General features: G+C 65.1%; 19 protein-coding genes. 6 read left to right on the top strand and 13 right to left on the bottom strand.

The window, feature by feature from the left end; genetic code table 11:
• Positions 1–13: 13 nt before the first annotated feature.
• On the top strand, positions 14–2,395 hold the full coding sequence (locus JHC57_RS00535) for a TonB-dependent receptor (protein WP_215353401.1): 2,382 nt from the start codon (positions 14–16) through the stop codon (positions 2,393–2,395).
• Between the two features lie 83 nt (positions 2,396–2,478).
• Here the strand turns inward: JHC57_RS00535 and JHC57_RS00530 are convergent, their stop codons facing one another.
• Together JHC57_RS00530 and JHC57_RS00525 are read right to left on the bottom strand one after the other, a co-directional pair.
• Positions 2,479–2,856 (bottom strand): PaaI family thioesterase, encoded by a 378-nt coding sequence (locus JHC57_RS00530; RefSeq protein ID WP_215353400.1) that lies wholly within the window; start codon positions 2,854–2,856, stop codon positions 2,479–2,481.
• A 53-nt stretch (positions 2,857–2,909) separates the two neighbouring features.
• Positions 2,910–5,246, bottom strand: a complete 2,337-nt coding sequence (locus tag JHC57_RS00525) for a TonB-dependent receptor (RefSeq protein WP_215353399.1) — start codon at positions 5,244–5,246, stop codon at positions 2,910–2,912.
• A gap of 226 nt (positions 5,247–5,472) precedes the next feature.
• On the opposite strand from JHC57_RS00525, the gene JHC57_RS00520 reads away from it, so the two are divergent.
• Positions 5,473–7,083 (top strand): AMP-binding protein, encoded by a 1,611-nt coding sequence (locus JHC57_RS00520; protein WP_215353398.1) that lies wholly within the window; start codon positions 5,473–5,475, stop codon positions 7,081–7,083.
• Position 7,084: 1 nt separating this feature from the next.
• Complete coding sequence (locus JHC57_RS00515) at positions 7,085–8,008, top strand: SMP-30/gluconolactonase/LRE family protein (protein ID WP_215353397.1); 924 nt, start codon at positions 7,085–7,087, stop codon at positions 8,006–8,008.
• Positions 8,009–8,014: 6 nt separating this feature from the next.
• Here the strand turns inward: JHC57_RS00515 and JHC57_RS00510 are convergent, their stop codons facing one another.
• The 10 genes from JHC57_RS00510 to JHC57_RS00465 all read right to left on the bottom strand — a co-directional run bounded on the left by JHC57_RS00510 (position 8,015) and on the right by JHC57_RS00465 (position 16,241).
• Entirely contained in the window at positions 8,015–8,923 is a 909-nt protein-coding gene (locus tag JHC57_RS00510; RefSeq protein ID WP_215353396.1) for a LysR substrate-binding domain-containing protein, read from the bottom strand.
• Positions 8,924–8,975: 52 nt separating this feature from the next.
• Entirely contained in the window at positions 8,976–10,289 is a 1,314-nt protein-coding gene (locus JHC57_RS00505; protein ID WP_246553343.1) for an acyl-CoA dehydrogenase family protein, read from the bottom strand.
• The gene (locus JHC57_RS00500) at positions 10,289–11,332 is read right to left on the bottom strand and encodes a phosphotransferase family protein (protein WP_215353394.1); all 1,044 of its coding nucleotides are present in this window, start codon (positions 11,330–11,332) and stop codon (positions 10,289–10,291) included. The genes JHC57_RS00505 and JHC57_RS00500 overlap by 1 nt, the downstream gene beginning before the upstream one ends.
• Before the next feature lie 77 nt (positions 11,333–11,409).
• On the bottom strand, positions 11,410–12,687 hold the full coding sequence (locus JHC57_RS00495) for an MFS transporter (RefSeq protein WP_215353393.1): 1,278 nt from the start codon (positions 12,685–12,687) through the stop codon (positions 11,410–11,412).
• Positions 12,684–13,529 carry an enoyl-CoA hydratase/isomerase family protein gene (locus tag JHC57_RS00490; protein WP_215353392.1) on the bottom strand — a complete coding sequence of 282 codons (846 nt, stop codon included), beginning with the start codon at positions 13,527–13,529 and terminating at the stop codon, positions 12,684–12,686. Before JHC57_RS00490 ends, JHC57_RS00495 begins: the two co-directional genes overlap by 4 nt.
• Positions 13,530–13,800: 271 nt before the next feature.
• A complete protein-coding gene (locus JHC57_RS00485; RefSeq protein WP_255265978.1) occupies positions 13,801–14,511 on the bottom strand; it encodes a thermonuclease family protein in 711 nt (236 codons plus the stop codon).
• Positions 14,508–15,182 (bottom strand): SOS response-associated peptidase family protein, encoded by a 675-nt coding sequence (locus tag JHC57_RS00480; RefSeq protein WP_062769464.1) that lies wholly within the window; start codon positions 15,180–15,182, stop codon positions 14,508–14,510. The genes JHC57_RS00485 and JHC57_RS00480 overlap by 4 nt, the downstream gene beginning before the upstream one ends.
• Before the next feature lie 13 nt (positions 15,183–15,195).
• Positions 15,196–15,711 (bottom strand): SOS response-associated peptidase family protein, encoded by a 516-nt coding sequence (locus JHC57_RS00475; RefSeq protein WP_215353391.1) that lies wholly within the window; start codon positions 15,709–15,711, stop codon positions 15,196–15,198.
• Between the two features lie 10 nt (positions 15,712–15,721).
• The gene (locus tag JHC57_RS00470; protein WP_058804215.1) at positions 15,722–16,051 is read right to left on the bottom strand and encodes a hypothetical protein; all 330 of its coding nucleotides are present in this window, start codon (positions 16,049–16,051) and stop codon (positions 15,722–15,724) included.
• 1 nt (position 16,052) lies between these two features.
• Positions 16,053–16,241 carry a DUF6771 family protein gene (locus JHC57_RS00465; RefSeq protein ID WP_232003473.1) on the bottom strand — a complete coding sequence of 63 codons (189 nt, stop codon included), beginning with the start codon at positions 16,239–16,241 and terminating at the stop codon, positions 16,053–16,055.
• A 1,034-nt stretch (positions 16,242–17,275) separates the two neighbouring features.
• On the opposite strand from JHC57_RS00465, the gene JHC57_RS00460 reads away from it, so the two are divergent.
• The 3 genes from JHC57_RS00460 to JHC57_RS00450 all read left to right on the top strand — a co-directional run bounded on the left by JHC57_RS00460 (position 17,276) and on the right by JHC57_RS00450 (position 20,312).
• Positions 17,276–17,743, top strand: a complete 468-nt coding sequence (locus JHC57_RS00460; RefSeq protein ID WP_058804217.1) for a DUF736 domain-containing protein — start codon at positions 17,276–17,278, stop codon at positions 17,741–17,743.
• A gap of 77 nt (positions 17,744–17,820) precedes the next feature.
• Positions 17,821–18,873: a DUF2493 domain-containing protein gene (locus JHC57_RS00455; protein ID WP_058804218.1), complete on the top strand. Its 1,053-nt coding sequence runs from the start codon at positions 17,821–17,823 to the stop codon at positions 18,871–18,873.
• A 452-nt stretch (positions 18,874–19,325) separates the two neighbouring features.
• Positions 19,326–20,312 (top strand): SLOG family protein, encoded by a 987-nt coding sequence (locus JHC57_RS00450; RefSeq protein ID WP_058804219.1) that lies wholly within the window; start codon positions 19,326–19,328, stop codon positions 20,310–20,312.
• Between the two features lie 193 nt (positions 20,313–20,505).
• On the opposite strand, the gene JHC57_RS00445 is transcribed toward JHC57_RS00450, so the two are convergent.
• The gene (locus tag JHC57_RS00445) at positions 20,506–20,751 is read right to left on the bottom strand and encodes a hypothetical protein (RefSeq protein WP_058804246.1); all 246 of its coding nucleotides are present in this window, start codon (positions 20,749–20,751) and stop codon (positions 20,506–20,508) included.
• Between the last annotated feature and the right edge of the window lie 384 nt (positions 20,752–21,135).

Here is a 21,135-nt window from a genome sequence, read left to right as displayed (position 1 = left end):
ATCGGGAGGGTTTATGAGAATGAATTTTCGCTGCGGGCTGTCGCTCGTCACGCTTGCGTTCGCTCCGTCGGCATGGGCGCAGGGAGAGGGGAATGTCGACGGATCGGGCGACATCGTCGTCAACGCGACCAAGAGGTCGCAGAATCTGCAGGACGTACCGATCGCGGTTTCGGCCTTTTCGTCCGAACAGCTCCAGAAGTCGGGAATCAACGATACGCGCGAACTGATGACGCTCGCCCCCAGCCTGAACCTGACCAGCACCACATCCGATTCTGCCGGTGTCGTTATCCGTCTTCGCGGCGTCGGCAGCGAGGCGATCAACCCCGGACTCGAATCCTCGGTCGCCACCTTCGTCGACGGCGTCTATCGCAGCCGTTCCAATCTCAGCCTGACCGACATCCCGGGCATCGAGCGGATCGAGGTGCTGCGCGGTCCGCAGGGGACGCTGTTCGGAAAAAATACGTCGGCGGGCCTCATCAACGTCATCACCTTCGCGCCGAAATTCGAGCCGAGCTTTGATGCGGCCGCATCCTATGGCAATTACGACATGGTCCGGCTGAATGCCGGAGGGGGCGGGACGCTGATCGCCGACACCGCGGCTTTCCGGATCGATGCCGCCTGGCAGCGCCGTGACGGCTTCCTGCGCGATTTCGACAGCGGCCAGCGCTATCGCAACCGCAATCGCGTGACGCTGCGTGGCCAGCTTCTGCTCACGCCCGCGGACGACCTCGATATCCGGCTCATCGCCGACTATGGACATCGGCGCGAGACGGGTCCCGATACCTATTCGCCCACCGTTAACGACCCTCTCTATGTCGGCATTTTCGCGGCGATGGGTTTCGACAGCCATATCGGCCGCAGGGACCTGACCATAACGACGACAGAAGATCGCGCTTCGCTCGAAGAAACCGATCAATGGGGCCTGTCGGGCGAACTCAACTGGGAGCTCGGCGGTGCGAAGCTGACCGCGATCACCGGCTATCGGCGCTGGCGTAACGATCAGGCGCGCGAGGTCGACTATGCCGAGGCCGACCTCGTCTACATCCCTTTCAAGGCCGCGGCGCAGGCATTCGACACGTTCACGCAGGAACTTCGCCTCGACGGGACAGCGGGGCCGGTCGACTGGATGGTCGGCGGCTTCTACAGTCATGAAAAGGCTTTCGGCCGCTATGGCTATCGTGTCGGCCGCGACCTCGAACCCTTCCTCGACCGGCTCTTCGGGCGGACGACAGGGCTGGCTAATCCGATTTCCTTCTACACCGGTCTGCCGGTCGGGGCGAGCTATCCCGAGGGATCGGGCGTGGGGCGTGACGATTTCCGCCAGACGTCGCGCAGCATTTCGGTATTCACGCACAATGTCTGGCACGTCACCGACCGGCTCGATCTGATTGGCGGCCTTCGCTTCACGCGCGAGACCAAACGCGTCGACGTCGATATCGTCGACACGCTGAATCCCGGCTGCCAGGCGCTGATCGCCGCGGGCCTGTCGGCCCCCGGCGCAACGCCGATCTCGGGCATCCAGTGCCTGCAACTGTTCGACGCGCGCTACGACGGATCATACACAGCGCGAAAGGTCGAGAAGGAATGGTCCGGGATCGCGACGATCAGCTATGATTTCAGCGACGCGCTCCATGGCTATGCGACGTACAGCCGCGGCTACAAGGCGGGCGGCTTCGTGCTCGACCGCGCCGGCTTTCGTCCGATCACGGTCAAGGCGCCGGACGCCGACGACCTCGCCTTCGATCCGGAACTTGCCACGAACTACGAAGCCGGGTTGAAACTCCGCTCGCCGGGCGGCGCGGTCACGGTCAACGGCGCGCTCTTCTACACCCGCTTCACCGACTATCAGCTCAGCTACAATACGGGGGCCGCGCTGATCACGACCAACATCCCGCGCGTTACCGCCAAGGGTTTCGAACTCGAAGCCAGCGTGCGGCCGGCGCCGGCCTGGCAACTGGCGGCGGGCGTGACCTATGCGAGCTCACGCTATGGCGCGATCCCGCCGGGCCCTCCCGCCAATGTCGTCGCGATCGCCGGGCAGCAACTCGCCAACGCGCCGAAATGGGTCGTCACCGGCTCGATCGGGTGGGATGATCTGGTTGCGGCGGGCAAACTGCGGGCGTTCGCGCAGGTCGACGGACGTTATCAGTCCGATGTGCTGACCGAACGCCTGCTCCGGCCGACGTCGGGGCAGAAGGGCTATGCCTTGTTCAACGCCCGTTTGGGTTTGGGGGCGGCGGACGAGCGCTGGACGTTCGAGCTATGGGCGCGCAACCTTGCCGACCAGCGCTACATCGGATCGATGATTCCCGCGACCTTCCAGGGCGCAACGCTGGTTGGAGCGCAGGGCGAACCGCGCACCTATGGCCTGACATTGCGGACGAAGATACGATAGCCGCAAAGGGAAGGGGCCGGCTCGCCCAGTCGGGAAGCCGGTTTGAAAATGGGGGAGCGCCACAACGGCGGCTCCCTTTTTTCTTAGCTGGATGATGCCGCGTCCCGGGTGATCACCCTGAACAGGGCGGTGGCGCGGCCCGCAAGCGCCCCGTCCGCGGTTACTTCGGCCGATGCGAAGGCGATGGTCCGGCCCGGTTGCGTCGACTCGGCCGCAATCTCGACCCATTGCCCCGCACGCGCCGCGCCGAGGAAATCGACCGACAGATGGATGGTGACCAGACTGGTCCCTTCGCCGACCGCGAGTGCGCAGGCGATGCCCATGGCATTGTCGCAAAGCGTCGACAGCACACCGCCGTGCAGCATAGCGCGCGCATTGCAATGTGCCTCAGCGACACGCAAGCCGATTACAAAGCGACGGGCGTCGCGTTTTGAATATAGCGGCTCCCACGCGTCGGTCACGGGGCTGCGGCGAAAGTGCCGCGCGAACCCCGCAGGCGGGTCGGTGGGGGCGCTCACCAGTCGAGCCGAAGCGTCGCGCCATAGGTACGCGGCGCGTTATAGGCGACGGAGTAGGCGCCAAAGAGGGCGAAACTCTGCACGGCGAAGCTCTCCTTCGTGATGTTGCGTGCCCAGAGCGCGATGTCCCACCCGCGTTCGCTCGTCAGGCTGATGCGCGCATTGACCAGCGTGTAGGACCGCTCCTTCAGATAGGGCGTATTCTCGGCATTGAGGAAGAAGGCGCCATTATATTTGCCGTCGACCTGGATCGCCATATCCCACCCGTCGCCGACGCCGAACTGATAGCGGGCAAGGAGGTTCGCCGAAAATTTGGACGCCAGCGGCAGGTCGTTGCCGTCGAAGACCGGCTGCGCCGGATCGTCGATCCGCGTGTCGATCCATGCGAGGCCTCCGCGCAGGTCAAAACCGCGGACGGGACGGAATGTGGCGTCGATTTCCAGTCCGTTGACGCGGGCCTTTGCGAGATTTCGTAGCTGGTTAAACGGCAGTCCGGTAACGGTGTCGACCTGCGCGACGCGGACCTGCGGTTTGCGGAAATCATAGTGATAGAAGGACCCGTTCAGGAACAGGCGGCGGTCGAGCAAGGTCGACTTGATCCCAGCCTCGTAAGCCGTCAGCGTCTCCTCCTCGAAAGGCTGAAGCTGCTGGCGCGTGAAGGCGAAGTCGCCGTCGAAGCCGCCGCTCTTGAAGCCGCGGCTGACGCTGCCATAGATCAGCACCGCGTCCGAGGGCTTGTAATTGACTCCGATCTTGCCCGAAAAACTCTTGTAGACAGCTTCGTCATCGACCACCGCGGCATCGGCGGAGGTTGAGCCGAAATTGACCCGCGCGCGCACCGGCGTCAGCCCGTCATTGTAAATCCACTCCGACCGGCTCCGGAAATCCTTGCTTTCATAGGAGTAGCGCACGCCGCTGATCAGGGTGAGCTGGTCGGTCGCCTTCCATTCGGCGTGAGCGTAAGCAGCTGCGCTCCATGTGTCCTGCGCGAAGTTGAGTTCGAGCTGGTCGGCGACGCGCCTGGCAAGCGCCGGGTCGGTGAAATTGGTGAGGCCGAGCAGCGGCGACAGCGTGCCGAAGAAGCGCAGGTCGATCTTTTCGCGCGCGCCATAAAGGCCAGCGATCCAATAGACTCGTCCGCTATCATCGGAAGCCAGTCGTAACTCCTGAGAATATTGCTCGAGCTGCGTGTCGCGGAGCTGGTTGAGCTCGTGATGCGGCGCGCCGTCGGTATCGGTGAATGCCCGCTTGCCTGCCTCGTCATAGGAGGTGATCGAGGTCAGCATCGCGCCACCCAGGTCGAACTCGCCGCGCAGCGAACCGCCGTAATTATGCTCGCGGTTGCGCCCAACAAAATCGACCCGGACACGATAGGGATCGCCGTCGAGATCGGTATAGCCGAAGGCATCGCCGCAGAATCGCGGATCGCGGATGCCGGTGAGCGGCGTCGCCGCGCAAGGCTGGGCAGCCCCCGGGATCGAAGAGAAGCCAATCGAGGTCAGCGGCAGAACGTCGCCGGTTGTTTCGCCGCCATGGACATTGAGCAGCAGGTCGACGCCGTCGCCGTCGTCAAATTCGAGCAGCCCGCGGAGCGCCCAGCTTTCCTGCTCGCCCGGCCTGCGTTTCGGGTTGAAGAACAGCGGGCTGAGCGGCAACGCCGTGTCGGCGGGTGTCCAGTCGTTGATATAATAGCCGCTCGCCTGATTGGCGTAGCGGCCGGCGATCCGGGCCTTGAGCGTGGACGACAGGGGGCCGCCGACCGCCGCGTCGAGCGTGATCGTCCGGTAGTTCCCATAGGAGAGTTCCGCATAGCCCTCCGCGGCATCGGTCGGCCGCCGGGTAGAATAGCTTACCGCGCCGCCGGTGGTATTCCGGCCGAACAAGGTGCCTTGCGGCCCCTTTAAAATCTCGACGCGGTCGGTGTCGAAAATCTGAAAGCCGGTGAGGATGTTGGAGCCGAGATAGACTTCGTCGAGATAGACGGCGGCGGCGGGTGCGACATTCGGCGCAAAATCCTGAACCCCGACACCGCGGATGACGAAGGTCGGCTGGCGGCCGAGATAGCTGTAGACTTGGACGCCCGAGACCGATTCCGAAATCTGCTGGGCGGACGTCACGCCCAGATCCTTTAGCTGATCGCCCGTAAAGGCAGCGATCGAGACGCCGACATCCTGAAGATTCTGGTCACGCTTTTGCGCCGTAACGACGATCTCGCTCAGTTGATCGTCGGCCTGCGTTGCGGGTTCGGTTGTCGCGGTCGGGTTCTGGGCCAGCACCGGCACCGGTGCGGCCATCAAAAGCAGGCTGGCGCCGGCGAGAAGCCTGTTTTTCATATCCGTCTCCCTTGGCGGCGGATTCGTCGAGATCCGCCCTGTCGCAAGGATGGGGGAGAATGGCAGGCGCGGCCATTGACGGGTTCGCGACCCGCGTTGCGCCGATCGCAATGCGGGCGCGGCGCGCGACACGCAAATCCCGTTGCAGCCTCGGCAACGGTCAAGTCGCGGAGCGGCGATATAGGAGGGGCCTGTCGCCGGTTTGGCAGAGTGAGGAGGAACTGCAATGAAGCTGATGGACGCTGTGGCTTGCGAAGGCGCCCAGAGCGTAGGCGCGATGTTTTCCGGCGCGTGCGATCGTTTTGCGGAGCGGGCGCTGATCGAGTTTTGCGGCCGTGCCATTCGCTTCGGGGAAATCGCCTCGGCGGCCGCCAGCGTCGCGGCGGGATTGGCGGCGCGCGGGGTCGCGAAGGGCGATGTCATCGCGCTCTATTTCCGTAACACGCCCCACTATCCTGTGCTGTTCTTCGCGGCGATGCGCCTCGGCGCGGTGGTGGTCAACCTGACCCCGCTCGATGCGGCGCGCGAGTTGCGGTTCAAGCTGGCCGATACGGGGGCCAGAATCCTGGCGACGCTCGACGAGGAGCCGTTTCGCAGCCAGGCGGCGACGCTGCTTGATGACGGTCTCATCGATCTCCTTCTGCTCGGAAGCGATGCTTACTGGACTGGCGGCAATCCGCTTGCACCTGCCGGGAAAGCGTTCCTGTCGATCGATGCGATGGTCGCGGAGGCGGCCGCCTGTCCGGCCGCGGTTGTCGCGCCCGGCGACCTTGCGCTTATCCAATATACTGGAGGGACGACGGGCGTGCCGAAGGGCGCCCTGATCACCCACGGAAATCTCGTGAGTGCCGTCGCGATGTTCGATGCGGCGATCGCCGCGACCTCGAATTGGCGCCGCGGCGAGGAGCGTCATCTCGGCGTTCTACCGCTCTTTCACATCTATGCCCTTGCCGGCGTCCTGTTGCGCGCGATCGCGAACGGTGAAACGATCCTGCTGCGCGACCGCTTCGACGCGGCGCAGACGCTCGACGACATTCGTCATGGCGGAGCGAGCTTCTTTTTCGGGGTTCCGACCATGTTCGTCGCGTTGCTCGAATTACCGGGCATCGCCGCGGGCGACCTTGCGTCGATCAGCTATTGCGTCTCGGGCGGCGCTCCGCTGCCCGGCGAGGTTGCCGCGCGCATGGCCGAGCTCGTCGGACAACCGCCGGTCGTCGGCTGGGGGATGACCGAAACCTGCGGCGCAGGAACGCTCGGACGGCAGGGCGCGGCGGGCGAGGCGGGCGCGATCGGTCATCCGCTGCCGGGCGCGTCGATCGAGATTTTGACGCTCGACGCCGACCGGAAACCGATGGGGATCGGGGAGGTCGGGGAGATAGCGATTTGTGGCCCCAATGTGATCACCGGCTATTGGAACCGCCCCGAAGAAAGCGCAGAGGCCTTCGCAGCGGGGCGCCTGCTGACGGGTGACATGGGGTTTATCGACGCCGGGGGACAGGTCCATCTCGTCGATCGCCGCAAGGATCTGATCATCGCGTCGGGTTTCAACGTGTATCCGCGTGTCGTCGAGGAGGCGATCTACGAGCACCCCGCGGTGGCCGAGGCGCTGGTGTACGGTGAGCGCGATGCCTATCGCGGCGAGGTGGCGGTCGCCGCGGTCTCGCTGCGAACCGGCCAGACGCTGGACATTGGCGAACTGCGCGAGTTTCTCGCCGACAAGCTCGGCCGGCATGAACTGCCCGCCCGGCTGGAGATCCACGAAGCGCTCCCGCGCACGGCGGCGGGCAAGCTGTCGCGCAAGGATCTTCGCGACGCAGCGACAAAAAAGGACAACTGACATGGATGACTTTCAATGCGTCGCCAACGGTCTCGCCTTCCCCGAAGGGCCTGTCGTGCTCCCCGACGGAAGCCTGCTTGTAGTCGAAATCCGCGGCCAATGCCTGACGCGCATCGCTCCTGACGGCGACCGGCGGATCGTCGCCGCGCTGCCGGGCGGTCCCAATGGGGCCGCGGTCGGGCCCGACGGCGCCATCTATATCTGCAACAATGGCGGGTTCGCGTTCGGCGACGTGGAGCTTTATGCGATCAACATCCCGGTCGGACCGGCACCGGATTATGCTGGCGGGTCGATCCAGCGCGTCGATCCCGAAACGGGCGAGGTCCGGACGCTTTACACCGCGGCGGGGGGCGTGCCGCTGCGCGGGCCGAACGACCTGGTTTTCGACCGCCATGGTGGCTTCTGGTTCACCGATCATGGCAAATCGGGACACCGCGAGCGCGATCGGGTGGGCGTGTTCTATGCCGCCGCCGACGGCAGTTTCATCCGTGAGGTAATCTTTCCGCTCGAAAACCCGAACGGAATCGGCCTCTCGCCCGATGGCTGCACGCTCTATGTCGCCGAAACCTATACCTGCCAGCTCTGGGCCTTCGACATATCGGGGCCCGGAGAGATTGTGCCGTACCCCAATCTCTTCGGTCATGGCGGGCGCTTCCTCCATCGTCCCGCGGGCTTTCGCTATTTCGACAGTCTTGCGGTCGAGGCAGATGGCAATATTTGTGTCGCCACGATCGGCGAGCCGGGCATTTCGGTTGTCTCGCCCGCCGGGGAATTCGTTGAGTTCGTGCCGACGCCGGACGTCTTCACCACCAACATCTGCTTCGGCGGTCCCGACATGCGGACCGCCTATATTACCCTTTCGGGCACCGGCCGGGTGGTTTCCACACGGTGGCCGCGGCCCGGACTGCGGCTGAACAACGTTTGACGGCGCTCAGACAAAGCGATCGAGTCCGCTCTTGATCCAGTTCCGGAACTTGATGGCGTCGGGGCGGCGTTGCACCGCTTCGTCGGCGAAGACCAGATAATAGTCGATGCCCAGCGGCGCCTGATAGCCGCCGATCCGAACGAGTCGGCCCTGGTCGAGCAGCCGGTGCGCGAGGATCGGCGCAACGATCGCGACGCCGAGTCCGGCCGCCGCCGCTTCGAACATCAGGAACTGCGCCTCGAAATAGGTCGGCGGCGACAGCGGCGCGCCGTCATACTTCATATTGCGCAGCCATCGCTCCCAAAGGCCTTCGGGACGGTAAACGGCGAGCCTGTCGACATCGGGCAGCTCGGCGAGGCGGGTCGGCGGCGACCGTCCGGAAGCCAGCTCCGGGGCCGAAACCAATATGCCGTTGATTGGGGCGATGCGGATTGCGGGCATCGATCCGATGTCGCCGGGCCCGACATAGATCGCGGCATCGGCGTGCCCCCGTCTGAGATCGTCGATGTCGCGCCCGATGCGCAGTTCGACATTGACCTCCGGATGCGCGCGCTGGAAATCGGGCAGGTTGGGGATGAGCCAGCCGATCGCGAAGGATTGCGGGACGACGATGCGGAGCGCCATGCCGCCGCGCTCCGCCTGCAGGTCGACGGTCGCGCGGCGGATCGAATCGATCGCGGGCTCGACCGTCCGCAAATAGCGTTCGCCGGTCTTCGACAGCGTGACCGAACCCTTGTCGCGCACAAACAGCGCCACGCCGACAAAGGCTTCGAGCGCCTGAATCCGACGCGAAAAGGCTGATGGACTGAGCGCAAGCCGGTCAGCCGCGTCGCGGAAGCTTGACGAGCGCGTCGCGAGGATGAAGGCTTCGATCGCCTCGAGTGGAGGTGCCTGTCGTCGGATGGTTCTGCTCAAGCCTCCCTCCCTGCCGTCTACACGAGGGCGGTGGCGCCGTGAAGGCGGCGCGTCACCAGCCGAACGCCCAATTTTCGAGCCGTTCATAATCGCGGCCTTGCGCCACCATCACCTCGCCTTCGCCGGCGGTCGCTGCGGGATCGGCGGCGGCGTGGCGGGCAAGCTCGAATCTTGCCAGCTGGTTCGAATGGACCTCGTCGGGGCCGTCGGCAACCTGCGTCGTGCGCGCATAGACATAAGCCATCGTCAGCGGGATATCGGCGAAGCCGCCGCCGCCGAAGGCCTGGATTGCCATGTCGACGATCTCCGCTGCCATGCGCGGGACGATGATCTTGATCATCGCGATTTCCGCTTTCGCCGCCTTGTTGCCCGCGACGTCCATCATCCACGCCGCCTTCAGCGTCATCAGTCGCGCCTGTTCGATGCGACAGCGCGCCTCGGCGATGCGGAAGCGCCAGAGCGACTGGTCGGCGATAAGGGTGCCGAATGTCGTGCGCTCCGACAAGCGGCGGCATGCGCGTTCCAGCGCGCGGTCGGCGACCCCGATCAACCGCATGCAATGATGGATGCGCCCCGGGCCCAGCCGGCCCTGCGCGATTTCGAACCCGCGGCCTTCGCCGAGCAGCATGTTTTCGGCGGGGACGCGAACATTGTCGAAGATCGTTTCCATATGGCCGTGCGGGGCGTCGCTTACCCCGAAGATCGGCAGGTAGCGCCGGATATGGACCCCGGGTGTATCGGTCGGCACGAGGATCATCGACTGGCGGGCGTGGCGGTTCGGATTCTCGGGGTCATTCTGCCCCATCACGATCATTATCTTGCACCGCGGGTCGCCGGCGCCCGAGGTCCACCATTTGCGCCCGGTAATCACATATTCGTCTCCGTCGCGGCGAATACGCGTGCCGATATTGGTTGCGTCCGATGAGGCGACGGCGGGTTCGGTCATCGCGAAGGCCGACCGGATCGTCCCGTCGAGCAGCGGCTGCAGCCATTGCTTCTGCTGTTCAGCCGTGCCGTAGCGGACAAGAACTTCCATGTTGCCGGTGTTCGGTGCGTCGCAGTTGAATATCTCGGGGGCCCAATAGGATCGGCCCATGATCTCGGCGAGCGGCGCATAGTCCAGATTGCCGAGGTTCGCGCCGAATTCGCTTTCGGGGAGGAAGAGATTCCAAAGCCCGGCCGCACGGGCTTTCTCCTTCAGATCTTCGAGGATTTCCAATGGCTGCCATTGGCGAAAATCGTCCGGCTGTGCAAAGACCTGATCGTAAATGGTGCGCTCGGCCGGGTAGACATGGCGCTCCATGAACGACTGGAGATGCTCGATAAGCGCCTTGCAGCGGTCGGAATACTCAAAATTCACAGGCATTATCCTTTTGCGGGCGGGGCGAGGCCGAGGCAGGCGAGTCCGGCTTCGGCGATGACGTCGAGTTGGCGGAGCATGGCGGGAGCGATGGCACCGGTCGCATTGCGGTGCAGCACGCCGTGCGCGATCGCAGCGGTGCGATAGAGCGCGAATGCGCGATAGGCTTGCCAGGCGGCGGGCAGCGCGAAGCCCGTGGCGCGGCAATAGCGCTCTACAAGCGCGGTTGGCGCGGGAATACCGGAACCGGATCGCGAACGTCCCGCTAGACCCGGCAGAATCGGATTATCGTGCGGCAATTCGAAAGCGAGCAGGAAATAGGCGAGGTCGGCGAAGGGGTCACCGAGTGTCGAAAGCTCCCAGTCCAGCACGGCGGTTACCCGGCCGTCCGCGAGCAGCAGGTTACCGAAGCGATAGTCGCCGTGGACGATGCTCGTTCGCGACTGCGAAGGCAGGATCCGCGAAAGCAGGCTGCCGAGTTCGAGCAGCGCTGGCGGGACTATTCCGTCGGCGGCGACCTGCTCCGACCATCGCATTAGCTGGCGGTGATTATAGTCTCCCGACGATCCGAACCCGGCAAGGCCAATCGCGCCGGGCGAGAGCCGGTGCAGGCGTGCCAATATGTCGATAGCCTGCTCATAGGCGGATGCGCGCTGCCCGGGCGAAAGTGCCGGCAGCGCTGGATCCTCCTCGGCGGCGCCGTCGATCAATGGCATCAGATAGAAGGGGGCACCGAAATGCGAAGGATCGTCGACATGCAGCAGAACCGGCGGCACCGGAATATCCGATCCCTCAAGCGCGGTCAGTATCCGCACTTCGCGGTCGATCCTGTGCGCCCAGGGGAACGTGACTCCCACCGGACGGCTGCGCAGCACATAGCGGCCGTTCGCGGCATCGAGCAGGAACGTGGGGTTCGACCTTCCGCCCGCCAGCGGGCTGATCGACACCGGCCCGCATAGTCCCGGGACGCCATTTTCGAGCAGCGCGGTCATCGTCCCGCCCAGCGGTTGCGGCAACGAATCCGTCTTCTTTTCCGTTCTTTGGCTCATCGCGATAATCGGTAGGCGGATTGCCGGACGACCAGGTATCGCGAACTTCCCAACGCGCGTTGCGCAACCGGCAACGGTCAGCCCGCCCGTTCCAGATCGGCCGCGAGATAGCGCGCCGCGAGCCGGTAGTGCAGCGCCCCCCAGACGAAGAGCGACGCGGTCAGGACCAGTGCGATACGCAGCCCATAGGCCGCGTTATCCGCGTTATCGGCCGCCGCCGCGAAATGGTCGCTGAGCCAGCCGGTGAGCGGGGGTCCCATGCCGAGCCCGACGAGGTTGACGGTCAACAGCACGAGCGCGCTGGCGGTGGCGCGCATCGTCGGTTTTGCGAGCGATTGAACAAGGGCATATGTCGGGCCGAGATAGAGAAACTGGGCGATTCCGGAAGCCAGCAGCAATGCTATCGCCACCGTCTGTTCCTCCTGCAAATAGGCGACGATCGAGAGCGGCGCCGCCAGCGCGAGCCCCGTCGCCGGAATCCATGCGCCGAAGCGCGTATCGCGCCGCATCGCCCGGTCGACGGCGAGGCCGCCGAGAAGTGTTCCTACCCCGGCCGCCAGGCCCGAGATCAGACCGGTCGTATATCCGGCGGCGGCGAGTCCCATCTCGAACTGCCGCATGAAGAAGGGAGCGGTGAAAGCGAGAATGCCGTATCCGGCGGTCGAGGCGACGGTGATGCCGATCGTCAGATGGACGAAAGCGCGGCGCGCCGCCAGATGCGCCAGCGTTCGGCCGAGCGAAGGCGGCGCGGCGGGTGCGGTCCGCGTCGCGCCCGCCGTGCGCGGATCCCTGATTACGAGCAGCACGACAAGCGCGAGGATCAGGCCGGGCGCACCCACGAGCATGAATGTCGCGCGCCAGCCCAGCGCTTCGCCGAGCGCACCCCCGGCAACGGCGCCGAACAATATTCCGAGGGGAACGCCGAGTGAATAGATCGAGATGGCGGTCGCGCGCCGCTCGGGCGGAAAGAGATCGGAAAGCAGCGCGTGCGCGGGCGGCGTGCCGCCGGCTTCGCCGATGCCGACTCCGACGCGGTACAGGAACAGCTGGATGAAGCTCGTCGCGAGGCCGCACACCATCGTCATCAGCGACCAGATCGCCAGCGCCGCCGCGATGATGCGTGGCCGGTCGACGCGTTCGGCGAGGCGGGCGATCGGCACGCCGAGTACCGAGTAAAAGAGTGCGAAGGCCGTGCCGGATACGAGCCCGAGCTGGGTATCGCTCAGCCCCAGCTCCTGTTTCAGGGGCTCCTGGAGGACGGAAATGATCGTGCGATCGATGAAGTTGAAGCAATAGACCGTGAGAAGAAGGCCGAGCGCGACACGCGGATCGCTCGCGCGGCGGGGGCGGATCATGCGTCGCGCCATTCGGCGGGTCGCCGCTCGAAGAAGGCAGCCATCGCCTCGTGAAAATCCTCGGTCCGGGCGCAGAGAACCTGGTTGCGATCCTCCATCGCGATGGCGGACTCGATCGACGGGGCGTCGATCGCATGGCGGAGCGCTTCCTTCGACAGACGAAGCGCGGTCGGTGCAACCTTGAGCAACCGGTCGGCCATCGTGCGCCCTTCGTCTTCCAGCGCGCTTGCGTCGTCGACCAGCCGCGACACGAGGCCCAGCGAATGGGCCCGCTCCGCATCGATGAAGTCACCCGTCAGGATCAGTTCGGAAGCGATCGACGCGCCGGCTAGGCGCGGCAGCAGATAACTGACGCCGATATCGCAGCCCCCGAGGCCGACATTAACGAAGGCGCAGTTCATGCGCGCGTCGCGGGTCGCGATCCGGATGTCGGCAGCGAGCGCAAGGGCGAAGCCCGCACCGCACACCGCGCCGTGGAGCAGCGCGATGACCGGCTGAGGACAGCGGCGCATTTCTACGATGAATTCGCGATTGGCGCGCTGGATCGCAAGTTCGGTCCGGACGCCGGCATTGCCGAATTGAAGGTCGGGGGGCGCGTCCTTCGTTGCCTTCAGATCCACGCCCGCGCAGAAAGCGCGTCCGGCTCCGCGCAGCACAATCACGCGGCAATCATCGTCGTCGCGCTTTTGCCTGAAATAGGAGGTCAGCGCATCGGCCATGCGCGGATCGATGGCGTTGAGCCTGTCGGGACGGTTGAGCGTCAGTATATCGAGCGTGCCCGAGCGGTGTATCTGTAACCCTTCATTCTGGCGGACGGGTTGCGCGCGTGTCTTGTCGGTCATGCCGGCAGCCTATCGACCCCTGTCCGCAGGGCGAGTCGGCAATTCGCAACGCTCGTTGTGTTTGGCGCAAGAGCGGGGCGTTCTTCGAAACGCCGAACCTAATTCGATGCCTGTCTTTTATGAGGGACGGCGCAAGGCCGACCACTTCTAACCGGCCAGCCTCTGCTATCGCTGTAGAGCATGTGGTTTACGCCGCGATAGTCGGCGACCATATGTCCGTTTTGGCGGGGCTACGATCCAAAGCCGCCTGTCCGCAATCGGCCACGAGTTTCTATCGAGGGCGATAAGGTTCGCAGGCGATTCCGTCGCCATCGCCATCCATCTCGGGGCGATAGCCGGGCTGCCCTCGATATATCGGCGCGGCACCAGCAGCCCAGGCTTCCTTGCAGTTGCGGAAATATGCGTTGGATGCTGGAGGCGGCGTCGCCGGTCGGGGGCCGTCTGACACGCGCGCGGTCGGCTGGCGCGGGGCGGGGTTGGCGGCCCGATAGTCGGCGGGCATCTGGAACTCGCCGCTCCAGAGACCGAGTCTGCGCTCACGCGCTCTTGCTTCATTGGGAACATAGGCGGCCGTGAATTTTGGCAGGGCCACAGCGAGGCCCGCATCGACGACGGCGGCGGAGAGGTCGATTATTCCGACCTGGCACATCGCGACGGTGCGGCCATAGTCGTCGATGTCGCGCTGTTCGCAGCGCACGGACTGGCCTTCCACGATCGCGGCGAGCTTGTCGGCCGCTTCCTGGCCGCAGGCCCAGGGACCGTCGCCGCGCGTGCAGGTCTGCTTCAGTTCGGGCGCGTCGATCCCGTAAAGCCGGACGACGATACCTGTGAGGTTGAGCGTATCGCCGTCGGAGACCCGCGCGGGGCCGCTCACGTCCTGTGCGACCGACGGGGTAGGGGGCAGGGCGAGCGAGAAGATGATAGCGGCGATCGCGGTGCGCGTGGGCCGGCGTGTCGCGCGGTTCGGGTTTTTCGATGTCACAGCAGGGTTGCGGCCGTGCGTGCCGCATTTTTCCTGGTACGACCCGCGTACCAGAGCTCGGGCGTGTGATCGATGACGAGACGATCGGCGGGATATTGGGTGACGAGCTTCATCGCCTCCTCGGCCGGTGCGTGCAGCCATGCCTCATGGTCTTCGGGATGTAGGATAACGGGCATGCGGTCGTGGACCTCGAGCATCTCGGGGACGGCATCGACCATCACCATGGTGTAGCTGTCGCCCCATTCGTCGGTCGGACGCCAGAAGCCCGCGCAGGCGGCCAGCGGCTGGTCGGCAATGCTGATCCATGTGCGTGTCATTTGCCCTTCGGGCCCAACGGCTTCGGCGAAGGCGGTGATCGGGATGAGGCAGCGATGCCCGGGCTGGACGAACCATTCGCGCCACATGCCGTAAGGCGACATCAGCTTGTCGTCGCGGGCGTTGTTGACGTGGGTCGGCTTGTTGGGCTTGCCGGTCTTCTTGTTGGTGGAATGCCGCGGAAAGCCCCACACCATTGCGTCGAGCTGGCGTTCGCCGGCGACCTCGCGAACGACGAAGCCCGTGCCGCCCTTCCAGACATCACCGGTGCTCGCATTGGTCTGCTTCTTGCGCTGCGCCTTGAAATGCGAGGCGACCTCGTCGACCGAGGCCTTGAGCGTGATCTGGTTGCACATCGGCGGCTCCCGTTCAGGCGGCGCCGAGCAGCCCCTCGAAACTGGGCTGGATCGGCGGCGTGATCGTGAAGCTACCTTCGGGGAAGGGGCGCAAGATGTCCAGCGGCGGGCGCTCCTGTTGCATCCAGTCGAACCAATCGTCGGGATCGACGACCGCCACATGGCGGTCCTTGTGCGGCGCAAGGTCCGGATAGGCGGGGACGGTCAACGCCGCGAAGGCATCGAGATAGTCGCGCGTCCCTCGCTGCCAGACCCCGGCAATGCAGAAGAAGGGGATGTCGGTGACGAGGCTTGCCGCATAGAGCGTCTTGCCGTCGCGCTTGATGCCGAACTCGTTGGCGAGGATGAGGCAGGGGCTTTCGATCCGCGCGGTTTCGGACTTGAGCAGCGGGATCTGTCCGATCTCGGGGTCGCGCGACCGGAGGCCCCAATGCGCCTCGATCTGGCGTTCTTCCTGGCCATCCCAGATCATGATCCGGTGCCCGCCTTTGCCGACACCCTGCAGGACGTCGTCGAAATCTCTCTCCATCGTCTAGCTCCTAGCTCCGGTAGCGGCGGATCGCGCGCTTCCATTCGCGTTCGTCGACCCGCTCCTTGATGCAGATCGCGTCCTTGTCCCAATTGACCACTTCGAGGCGGAGCGGTTCGACGCGGCGGCCGGAACTCCAGGCGCATTGCCGGCACCAGAAATGGCGGCACGCCTTGCGAAGATTATCGTCCCAGCCTTTGCGGTGAAAGCGGTACCAAAGCAGTCCCGCATCGAACTTGGCGTGATGACCGCAGCGGCAAACGGGCTGCACCGCATAATGCCAGATGGCCGCCTCGAAAATGTGCGTGGCCCGCGGAATGCCCGATTTCGTATGCTGCACGTCACAGCGCCAGCACCAGCTGATCGGCGTCGGCGGCGGCCGTGGTCTCACCGTGGATGCGCGCGATCGTCAGCGCCAGTTCCTGCGCGGCCGCTTCGCGTATGATTTCCGTTGGCGCGGTGAGGCCGACGCGCGCCCATCCTGGGGCGTCCAGGAGTGCGCGTGCGACTCGGTCAGGGTCGATTCTCATCATGGATCAATGAGAACATAAAAAGAACAAATGAGCAAGCTGCGGTACGCGCGCGTGGGCCCGTCTTCGCGATGCCGCCGCCACGCAAGCGGCCCCGGCGCAAGCCGAACGGACGGGCTCGGCCGTCCGGGCGTCCGCCCATTTCGGCATTTTCCAAGAAGCCGCCCAATAGCAATCGGCCCGAAACGCCAAAGCGGGTATCTTTGGAGCCCAGGGATACCCTGTGTTAAGCTTGGCTGTGCGGGGCGCACGCTGGTCGATCGTGCTTTGCGCCGGGTCAGTGACGCCGAATTATAGAGAGGAAAGATTACTCCAGATTGGCAAACCTTGTACGGAAAAGACAAACTATCCCGGCTGCAGGAAAGTTTTGTTTTTGAGAATGGCGAGGTTTCCCTAACGGCGGCCGCGTCGGTGGAGGGGCCTCTGGTGCCGATAAAGGGACCGGTCTCATCATTCCGATAACAGTCGGCCGGGCACGCGACCCGCCCGGCCGTATCTGGGCGGCGCTCCGCGTCCAGACCCCGGTTTTCCGGGCGCGGGGTGCCGTCATTTTCAGGGGCTAAGGCCACCCGGGGCTGCGCTCGGAATATTCGCTTCGGCGAGTGCGCGCCTACAAACTACCTGACCGCCATATCCAACGGTCAGAAGCCACGCATTAACCCGACGTGGCAGCGCGGAGAGCCCGCGAGCCGCATTGGTCACGCGAGGCGGGTGACGGGGTGAGGGCGCCGCGCATCCATGCGGCGTGGTGCACGCAGAGCTGACGTCGCCACTGCTATCTCATGACATTGCTGCCCGTCAGTTCGGGAGGCCACCTCCCCTATATCGCTCCCCTTCTTTCCGCTGACCCAGCCAGTCCTCTCAGTGACGCAGTGATCGGCTTTCGGCCTCCGCACGCCACGGCGCGGGCGGCGAGGTGAGCGCGCGCATGCGGGCAGCGGCGTGGGCCGAGGGCGCGGCGCCACAGAGGAGAGAAGGATCGGGAAGAGTGTCGCCGGGAAATGGTTCGCGCGCGACATTCGAAAGTAAGTGTCATGAATATCGGTGAAATCAGGAATGTGAATGATCGTCTGACTGGCTCGATCGCGACCCGCACGATCGACCTCCCGCGCATCGGTCTGCGCAAGGTCGAGAGCATGAACCCGCGGGCACCCGTTTACGAGGTGCTGGCGCTCAACGTCGCCCGGCGCTGGGTGCAGGTCGGGGCGCTGTGGGAAGCGGCGTCGAAGAAGACCGGCGAGGTTTTCCTCGCGGGCAATATCGACGACCCGAGCCTCCCCGAACCGCTGCCGGTGGCTCTGTTTCCGTCCGAAGACGGCGGCTACACCATCGCGTGGCGCCGCGAGACCGTCCGTGCCGAGTTCGGCGGCGGTTTCGGCGCGAGCACGCGCAGCTATGACGAGCAGCCGCAGGACCGCGGCTTCGGCGAGAGCACGGCGGGCTCGAACGGCGCGCTGATGGGCGCCGGCGCCGACCTCGACGACGAGGTGCCCTTCGGCTGACGAAGGCGCCGCAACCGGGCCGGGAGGCGCAGCTGCGCTTCCCGGCTCTTTTCTTGCCCGATCCAAGGAGACCGAACATGGTCGCTCATTCTTCCGCGCAAAGTGTTGACAGCTTTGCAGACCTTCGTGCCCTCTACGCCGAACAGATCGCCACGCCCGAATTCCAGGCATCGTTCGGCGATCCCATCCCGCTTTCGATCATCGAACCCGGTGACGAGCCGGGCGAGCATGACATGCCCGAACCCTTCGCGGCGCAGGCCGAATGCGGCGGGATCATCGCGACGATCTTCGACCTTTTCAACGACACGAGGCTCGCGCCGCTTTCCGCCGAGATCGCGTGGGGGTTCGTGAACAGCTTCCACTTCGTCGCCGGGAAACTCGAGCGCCGCGAGGATGCTCTCGCGGCCGAGGTTGGCGAGATGGTCCGGCGCATGGACATGAGCGAGGTGTTCAACAGCGAGCTCGAGGAAAAGCAGCTCCTGTGCCAATCGACTGCCGAACAGCGCGCGGCGATCGAATGCATGCGTGACTATGCCGCCGAAATGTATCGCACCCAGTCGGGCTGGCCCTGGTCGCCCGCGCGCGGATCGCGTGCATCCTCGGCCTCGACTGCGAGCCAGATCGCGGCGCAGGACTTCCTGCGCGAACGGGCACTCGATGCGCGCGAGCGCTACCTGCCGCAGGGGCCGGTCGTAGTCTTCTCCGGCCCCGCGCAATGGCACGACTGGGAGATGCTTTGGCGGCGGCTCGACGAGATCCGCGCCCGCGTGCCCCATATGACGCTGGTGACGACCGGGCAGCGCAAGGGCGCCGACGCGATCGCTGCAGCGTGGGCGGGGCGATCCGAAACCCGCGTACCCGTCGTGGCCTTCGGCCTCTACGGGACCGGGCGTAAGACCGCCTTCACCCGCAACCGAAAGCTCGCCGAACTTCGTCCCGTCGAAGCGGTGGTTTGCGAGGGGTCGGGATTGCAGGCCAATCTCTACCAGACGCTGCGACAGGCCAATGTCCCGATCCACGCCTTCCGCAAGACGGACCAGGCGCCTGAGAAGGAGAGCGCCGTCCGCCGCCCCACCGCGCATGGCGCGATGAAAGCGGCGCGCGGCGATCCGATGTTCGCCGCCGCCTGACATCGGCCGGGCCATAGGCCCGACCGTCACTTTGATCTCCCTGAGCCGGTGCGCTGAAGCGCGCCGGCTTTTCTTTTTGCTGCAGGGGATTTGCCGCACGTCCTGACCGCCCAGGCTGCGCCGAACCAGCCACACCGCCGTGCTCGCATATCGCGCCGTACAAGAACGGGAGCCTTTGCGGATCGGGGGCATCGAGCCCCCGCTCCGCAAACCTCTTCCTCTCTCTCAAGTCTTCTTATCGTGGCACGGGACCGCATCGGCCTCAAGGACGGCGGGGCCCCACCATTTTCCCTGGCGGGTCGGGCGCGGGGCTTCTTCCTTCCATGTGCGGTGGCCGCCAGAGAAAATCGTGACCCCCACCGCCGCTTCGCGGTCGGGCTTCGCCCGATCCTTGACCCCGATGCTCGGCGCCCGTGCAGGGGGAATGACCTCTCAATCTAGAGGAGGTCAATATGACGACGTTCAAACGCAGCATAAGGGATTTTTCGGAAATCGCCGCACTTATTGCCGAGGAGACGGGAGAGGCGAACGACAGCTTCAGCGCCGCCTTCGACACCGATCTCGAACGCAGCAAGCTTGGGAAAAGCGAGGAGGAACTGACGTGCGATATGCCCGATGCGATGCAGGTGCAGCTTGCCGTCGAACTGATGATCACGACCGTGTTCGACGTGCTGCGCGACACGCGCATCGAAAGCGCGGCCGAACGGATCGCATGGGGGATCGTCCACAGCTTCCACCGCGTCGCAGGACAGTTCGCCGGACAGTCCGACCGGGCGGCGCAGGAGGTGCGCGAGTTGCTGCGCTCGGCCGACGGCAGCGAGATCCACGGCGTCGAACTTGAGGAACAGCAGCAACTCCTGGAATCGCTCGATGAAGCGAGCGATGCCATAGCCTGCATGCGCGATCATGCAGCGGACATCTTCCATGCCGAAACGGGGCGTCCGTGGTCGGCGCCGAAAGCGACGCTGGTATCGTCGAAGCGCACCGCGTCGGTTATCGCGGGGACCGATTATCTCGCGGCGCGCCGCCAGCGCCGCCTCGCGCAGCATTTTCCGGCGGGGCCGCTGGTGGTCTTCTCCGGGGGCGCTCGCTGGGCCGACCATCGCCCGATCTACAAGGCGCTTGAGGAGATGAAAGCGGCGCGCCCCGACATGGTGCTGCTGACCACCGCGCAGGACAGGGGCGCCGATGCCATCGCCGCGGCGTGGGCAGCAAGAACGAAGACGCCGCTGGTCGCGCTGGGGATCGACAAGGCGCGCTGGGGGAACCGGGCGGGGTTCGTCCGCAACGACCAGATCGCGCGGTTGCAGCCGGTGGGTGCCGTGGTCGCCGAGGGTACCGGGGTGCAGGCGCAGCTCGTGCGGGTGCTGCGGGCGGCGGGGGTAGACCCGGTGCTGCTCCCGCATCACGATATGCCGCGCGAACGGGTGCGAGCATAGAAAGGCGAGGGGATCGGTTCGGGCGCAAGCTCGGACCGATCCCCTTTTTTATGTCGAGCGTCCTGTCGCCACCCTCAGGGAACCGGACGCGGGAGCGCCCGGTCCCGTCGGGCGGCGATGCGGTGCGGCGCACCGGCCTCCTGCGCGCGGCTTCGCCGTGCTCGTCGCTGGGACCATCCCTTCGGGATGGGCGTCATTTGTTCGGGGCCATCCCCGAGAGGGCTTTTAGCGCCGCGACAGATGCAGTCCCTCCAGCACGGATCGCAAGATCGACGATCTCCCGAAATTCACGCTCGGTGAGCGTCTCGACAGGGAGCTCGGGCACGATCGCGGCATATTTGCCGCGCAGCGCGCGGCGGGCATTTTCGACATCGTCTGCGACCTTGCGCTGGCGCGCTTCGAGGTCGGCGAGGCGCTCGCGTTCACTCTTCTTGGGCATGTCCATCTTCCTTTCGATGGTCTGCCCGCCACGCACTTTCCTATCGAATGGATACGCCATGAATCAAGTCTCCCGAGAATATGCCCGGCGGGCCGCCGGGAAGGAAGAAATCCCCCTGGCGGGGGAGCCCGCGCGCCTTCCGGCACGAGGCTGCGCAGCGACATGGTCGCTGCGGTGGGCGGACGCACGCCGTTGGCGTTTGTAATGCACCCTACGCACGGGTGCTGCGCCGCGCTCTGGCCCGCAAAATCGAGGATTTTCGCGCGAATTCGCGAGATCCTCGTTGGGCGTCATATGTCGGACATGTCGGACAAGACCGGCGGACTTTGTCCGACAGCGCCGCTAACCCCTTGATCCATAGCGCCATCTTCTGCCCGACGCGTC

Origin of the sequence: Sphingopyxis sp. (assembly GCF_016463645.1) — a bacterium.
Lineage (GTDB): Bacteria > Pseudomonadota > Alphaproteobacteria > Sphingomonadales > Sphingomonadaceae > Sphingopyxis.
This window is presented reverse-complemented; position numbering and strand designations above follow the sequence as displayed.

Coding starts and splice junctions, on each gene's coding strand:
- JHC57_RS00450 (WP_058804219.1), top strand. CDS start 19,326: ATGACGACGTTCAAACGCAGCATAAGGGATTTTTCGGAAATCGCCGCA.
- JHC57_RS00490 (WP_215353392.1), bottom strand. CDS start 13,529: ATGACCGACAAGACACGCGCGCAACCCGTCCGCCAGAATGAAGGGTTA.
- JHC57_RS00475 (WP_215353391.1), bottom strand. CDS start 15,711: ATGGAGAGAGATTTCGACGACGTCCTGCAGGGTGTCGGCAAAGGCGGG.
- JHC57_RS00525 (WP_215353399.1), bottom strand. CDS start 5,246: ATGAAAAACAGGCTTCTCGCCGGCGCCAGCCTGCTTTTGATGGCCGCA.
- JHC57_RS00535 (WP_215353401.1), top strand. CDS start 14: ATGAGAATGAATTTTCGCTGCGGGCTGTCGCTCGTCACGCTTGCGTTC.
- JHC57_RS00445 (WP_058804246.1), bottom strand. CDS start 20,751: ATGCCCAAGAAGAGTGAACGCGAGCGCCTCGCCGACCTCGAAGCGCGC.
- JHC57_RS00460 (WP_058804217.1), top strand. CDS start 17,276: ATGAATATCGGTGAAATCAGGAATGTGAATGATCGTCTGACTGGCTCG.
- JHC57_RS00515 (WP_215353397.1), top strand. CDS start 7,085: ATGGATGACTTTCAATGCGTCGCCAACGGTCTCGCCTTCCCCGAAGGG.
- JHC57_RS00455 (WP_058804218.1), top strand. CDS start 17,821: ATGGTCGCTCATTCTTCCGCGCAAAGTGTTGACAGCTTTGCAGACCTT.
- JHC57_RS00465 (WP_232003473.1), bottom strand. CDS start 16,241: ATGAGAATCGACCCTGACCGAGTCGCACGCGCACTCCTGGACGCCCCA.
- JHC57_RS00505 (WP_246553343.1), bottom strand. CDS start 10,289: ATGCCTGTGAATTTTGAGTATTCCGACCGCTGCAAGGCGCTTATCGAG.
- JHC57_RS00520 (WP_215353398.1), top strand. CDS start 5,473: ATGAAGCTGATGGACGCTGTGGCTTGCGAAGGCGCCCAGAGCGTAGGC.
- JHC57_RS00480 (WP_062769464.1), bottom strand. CDS start 15,182: ATGTGCAACCAGATCACGCTCAAGGCCTCGGTCGACGAGGTCGCCTCG.
- JHC57_RS00495 (WP_215353393.1), bottom strand. CDS start 12,687: ATGATCCGCCCCCGCCGCGCGAGCGATCCGCGTGTCGCGCTCGGCCTT.
- JHC57_RS00500 (WP_215353394.1), bottom strand. CDS start 11,332: ATGAGCCAAAGAACGGAAAAGAAGACGGATTCGTTGCCGCAACCGCTG.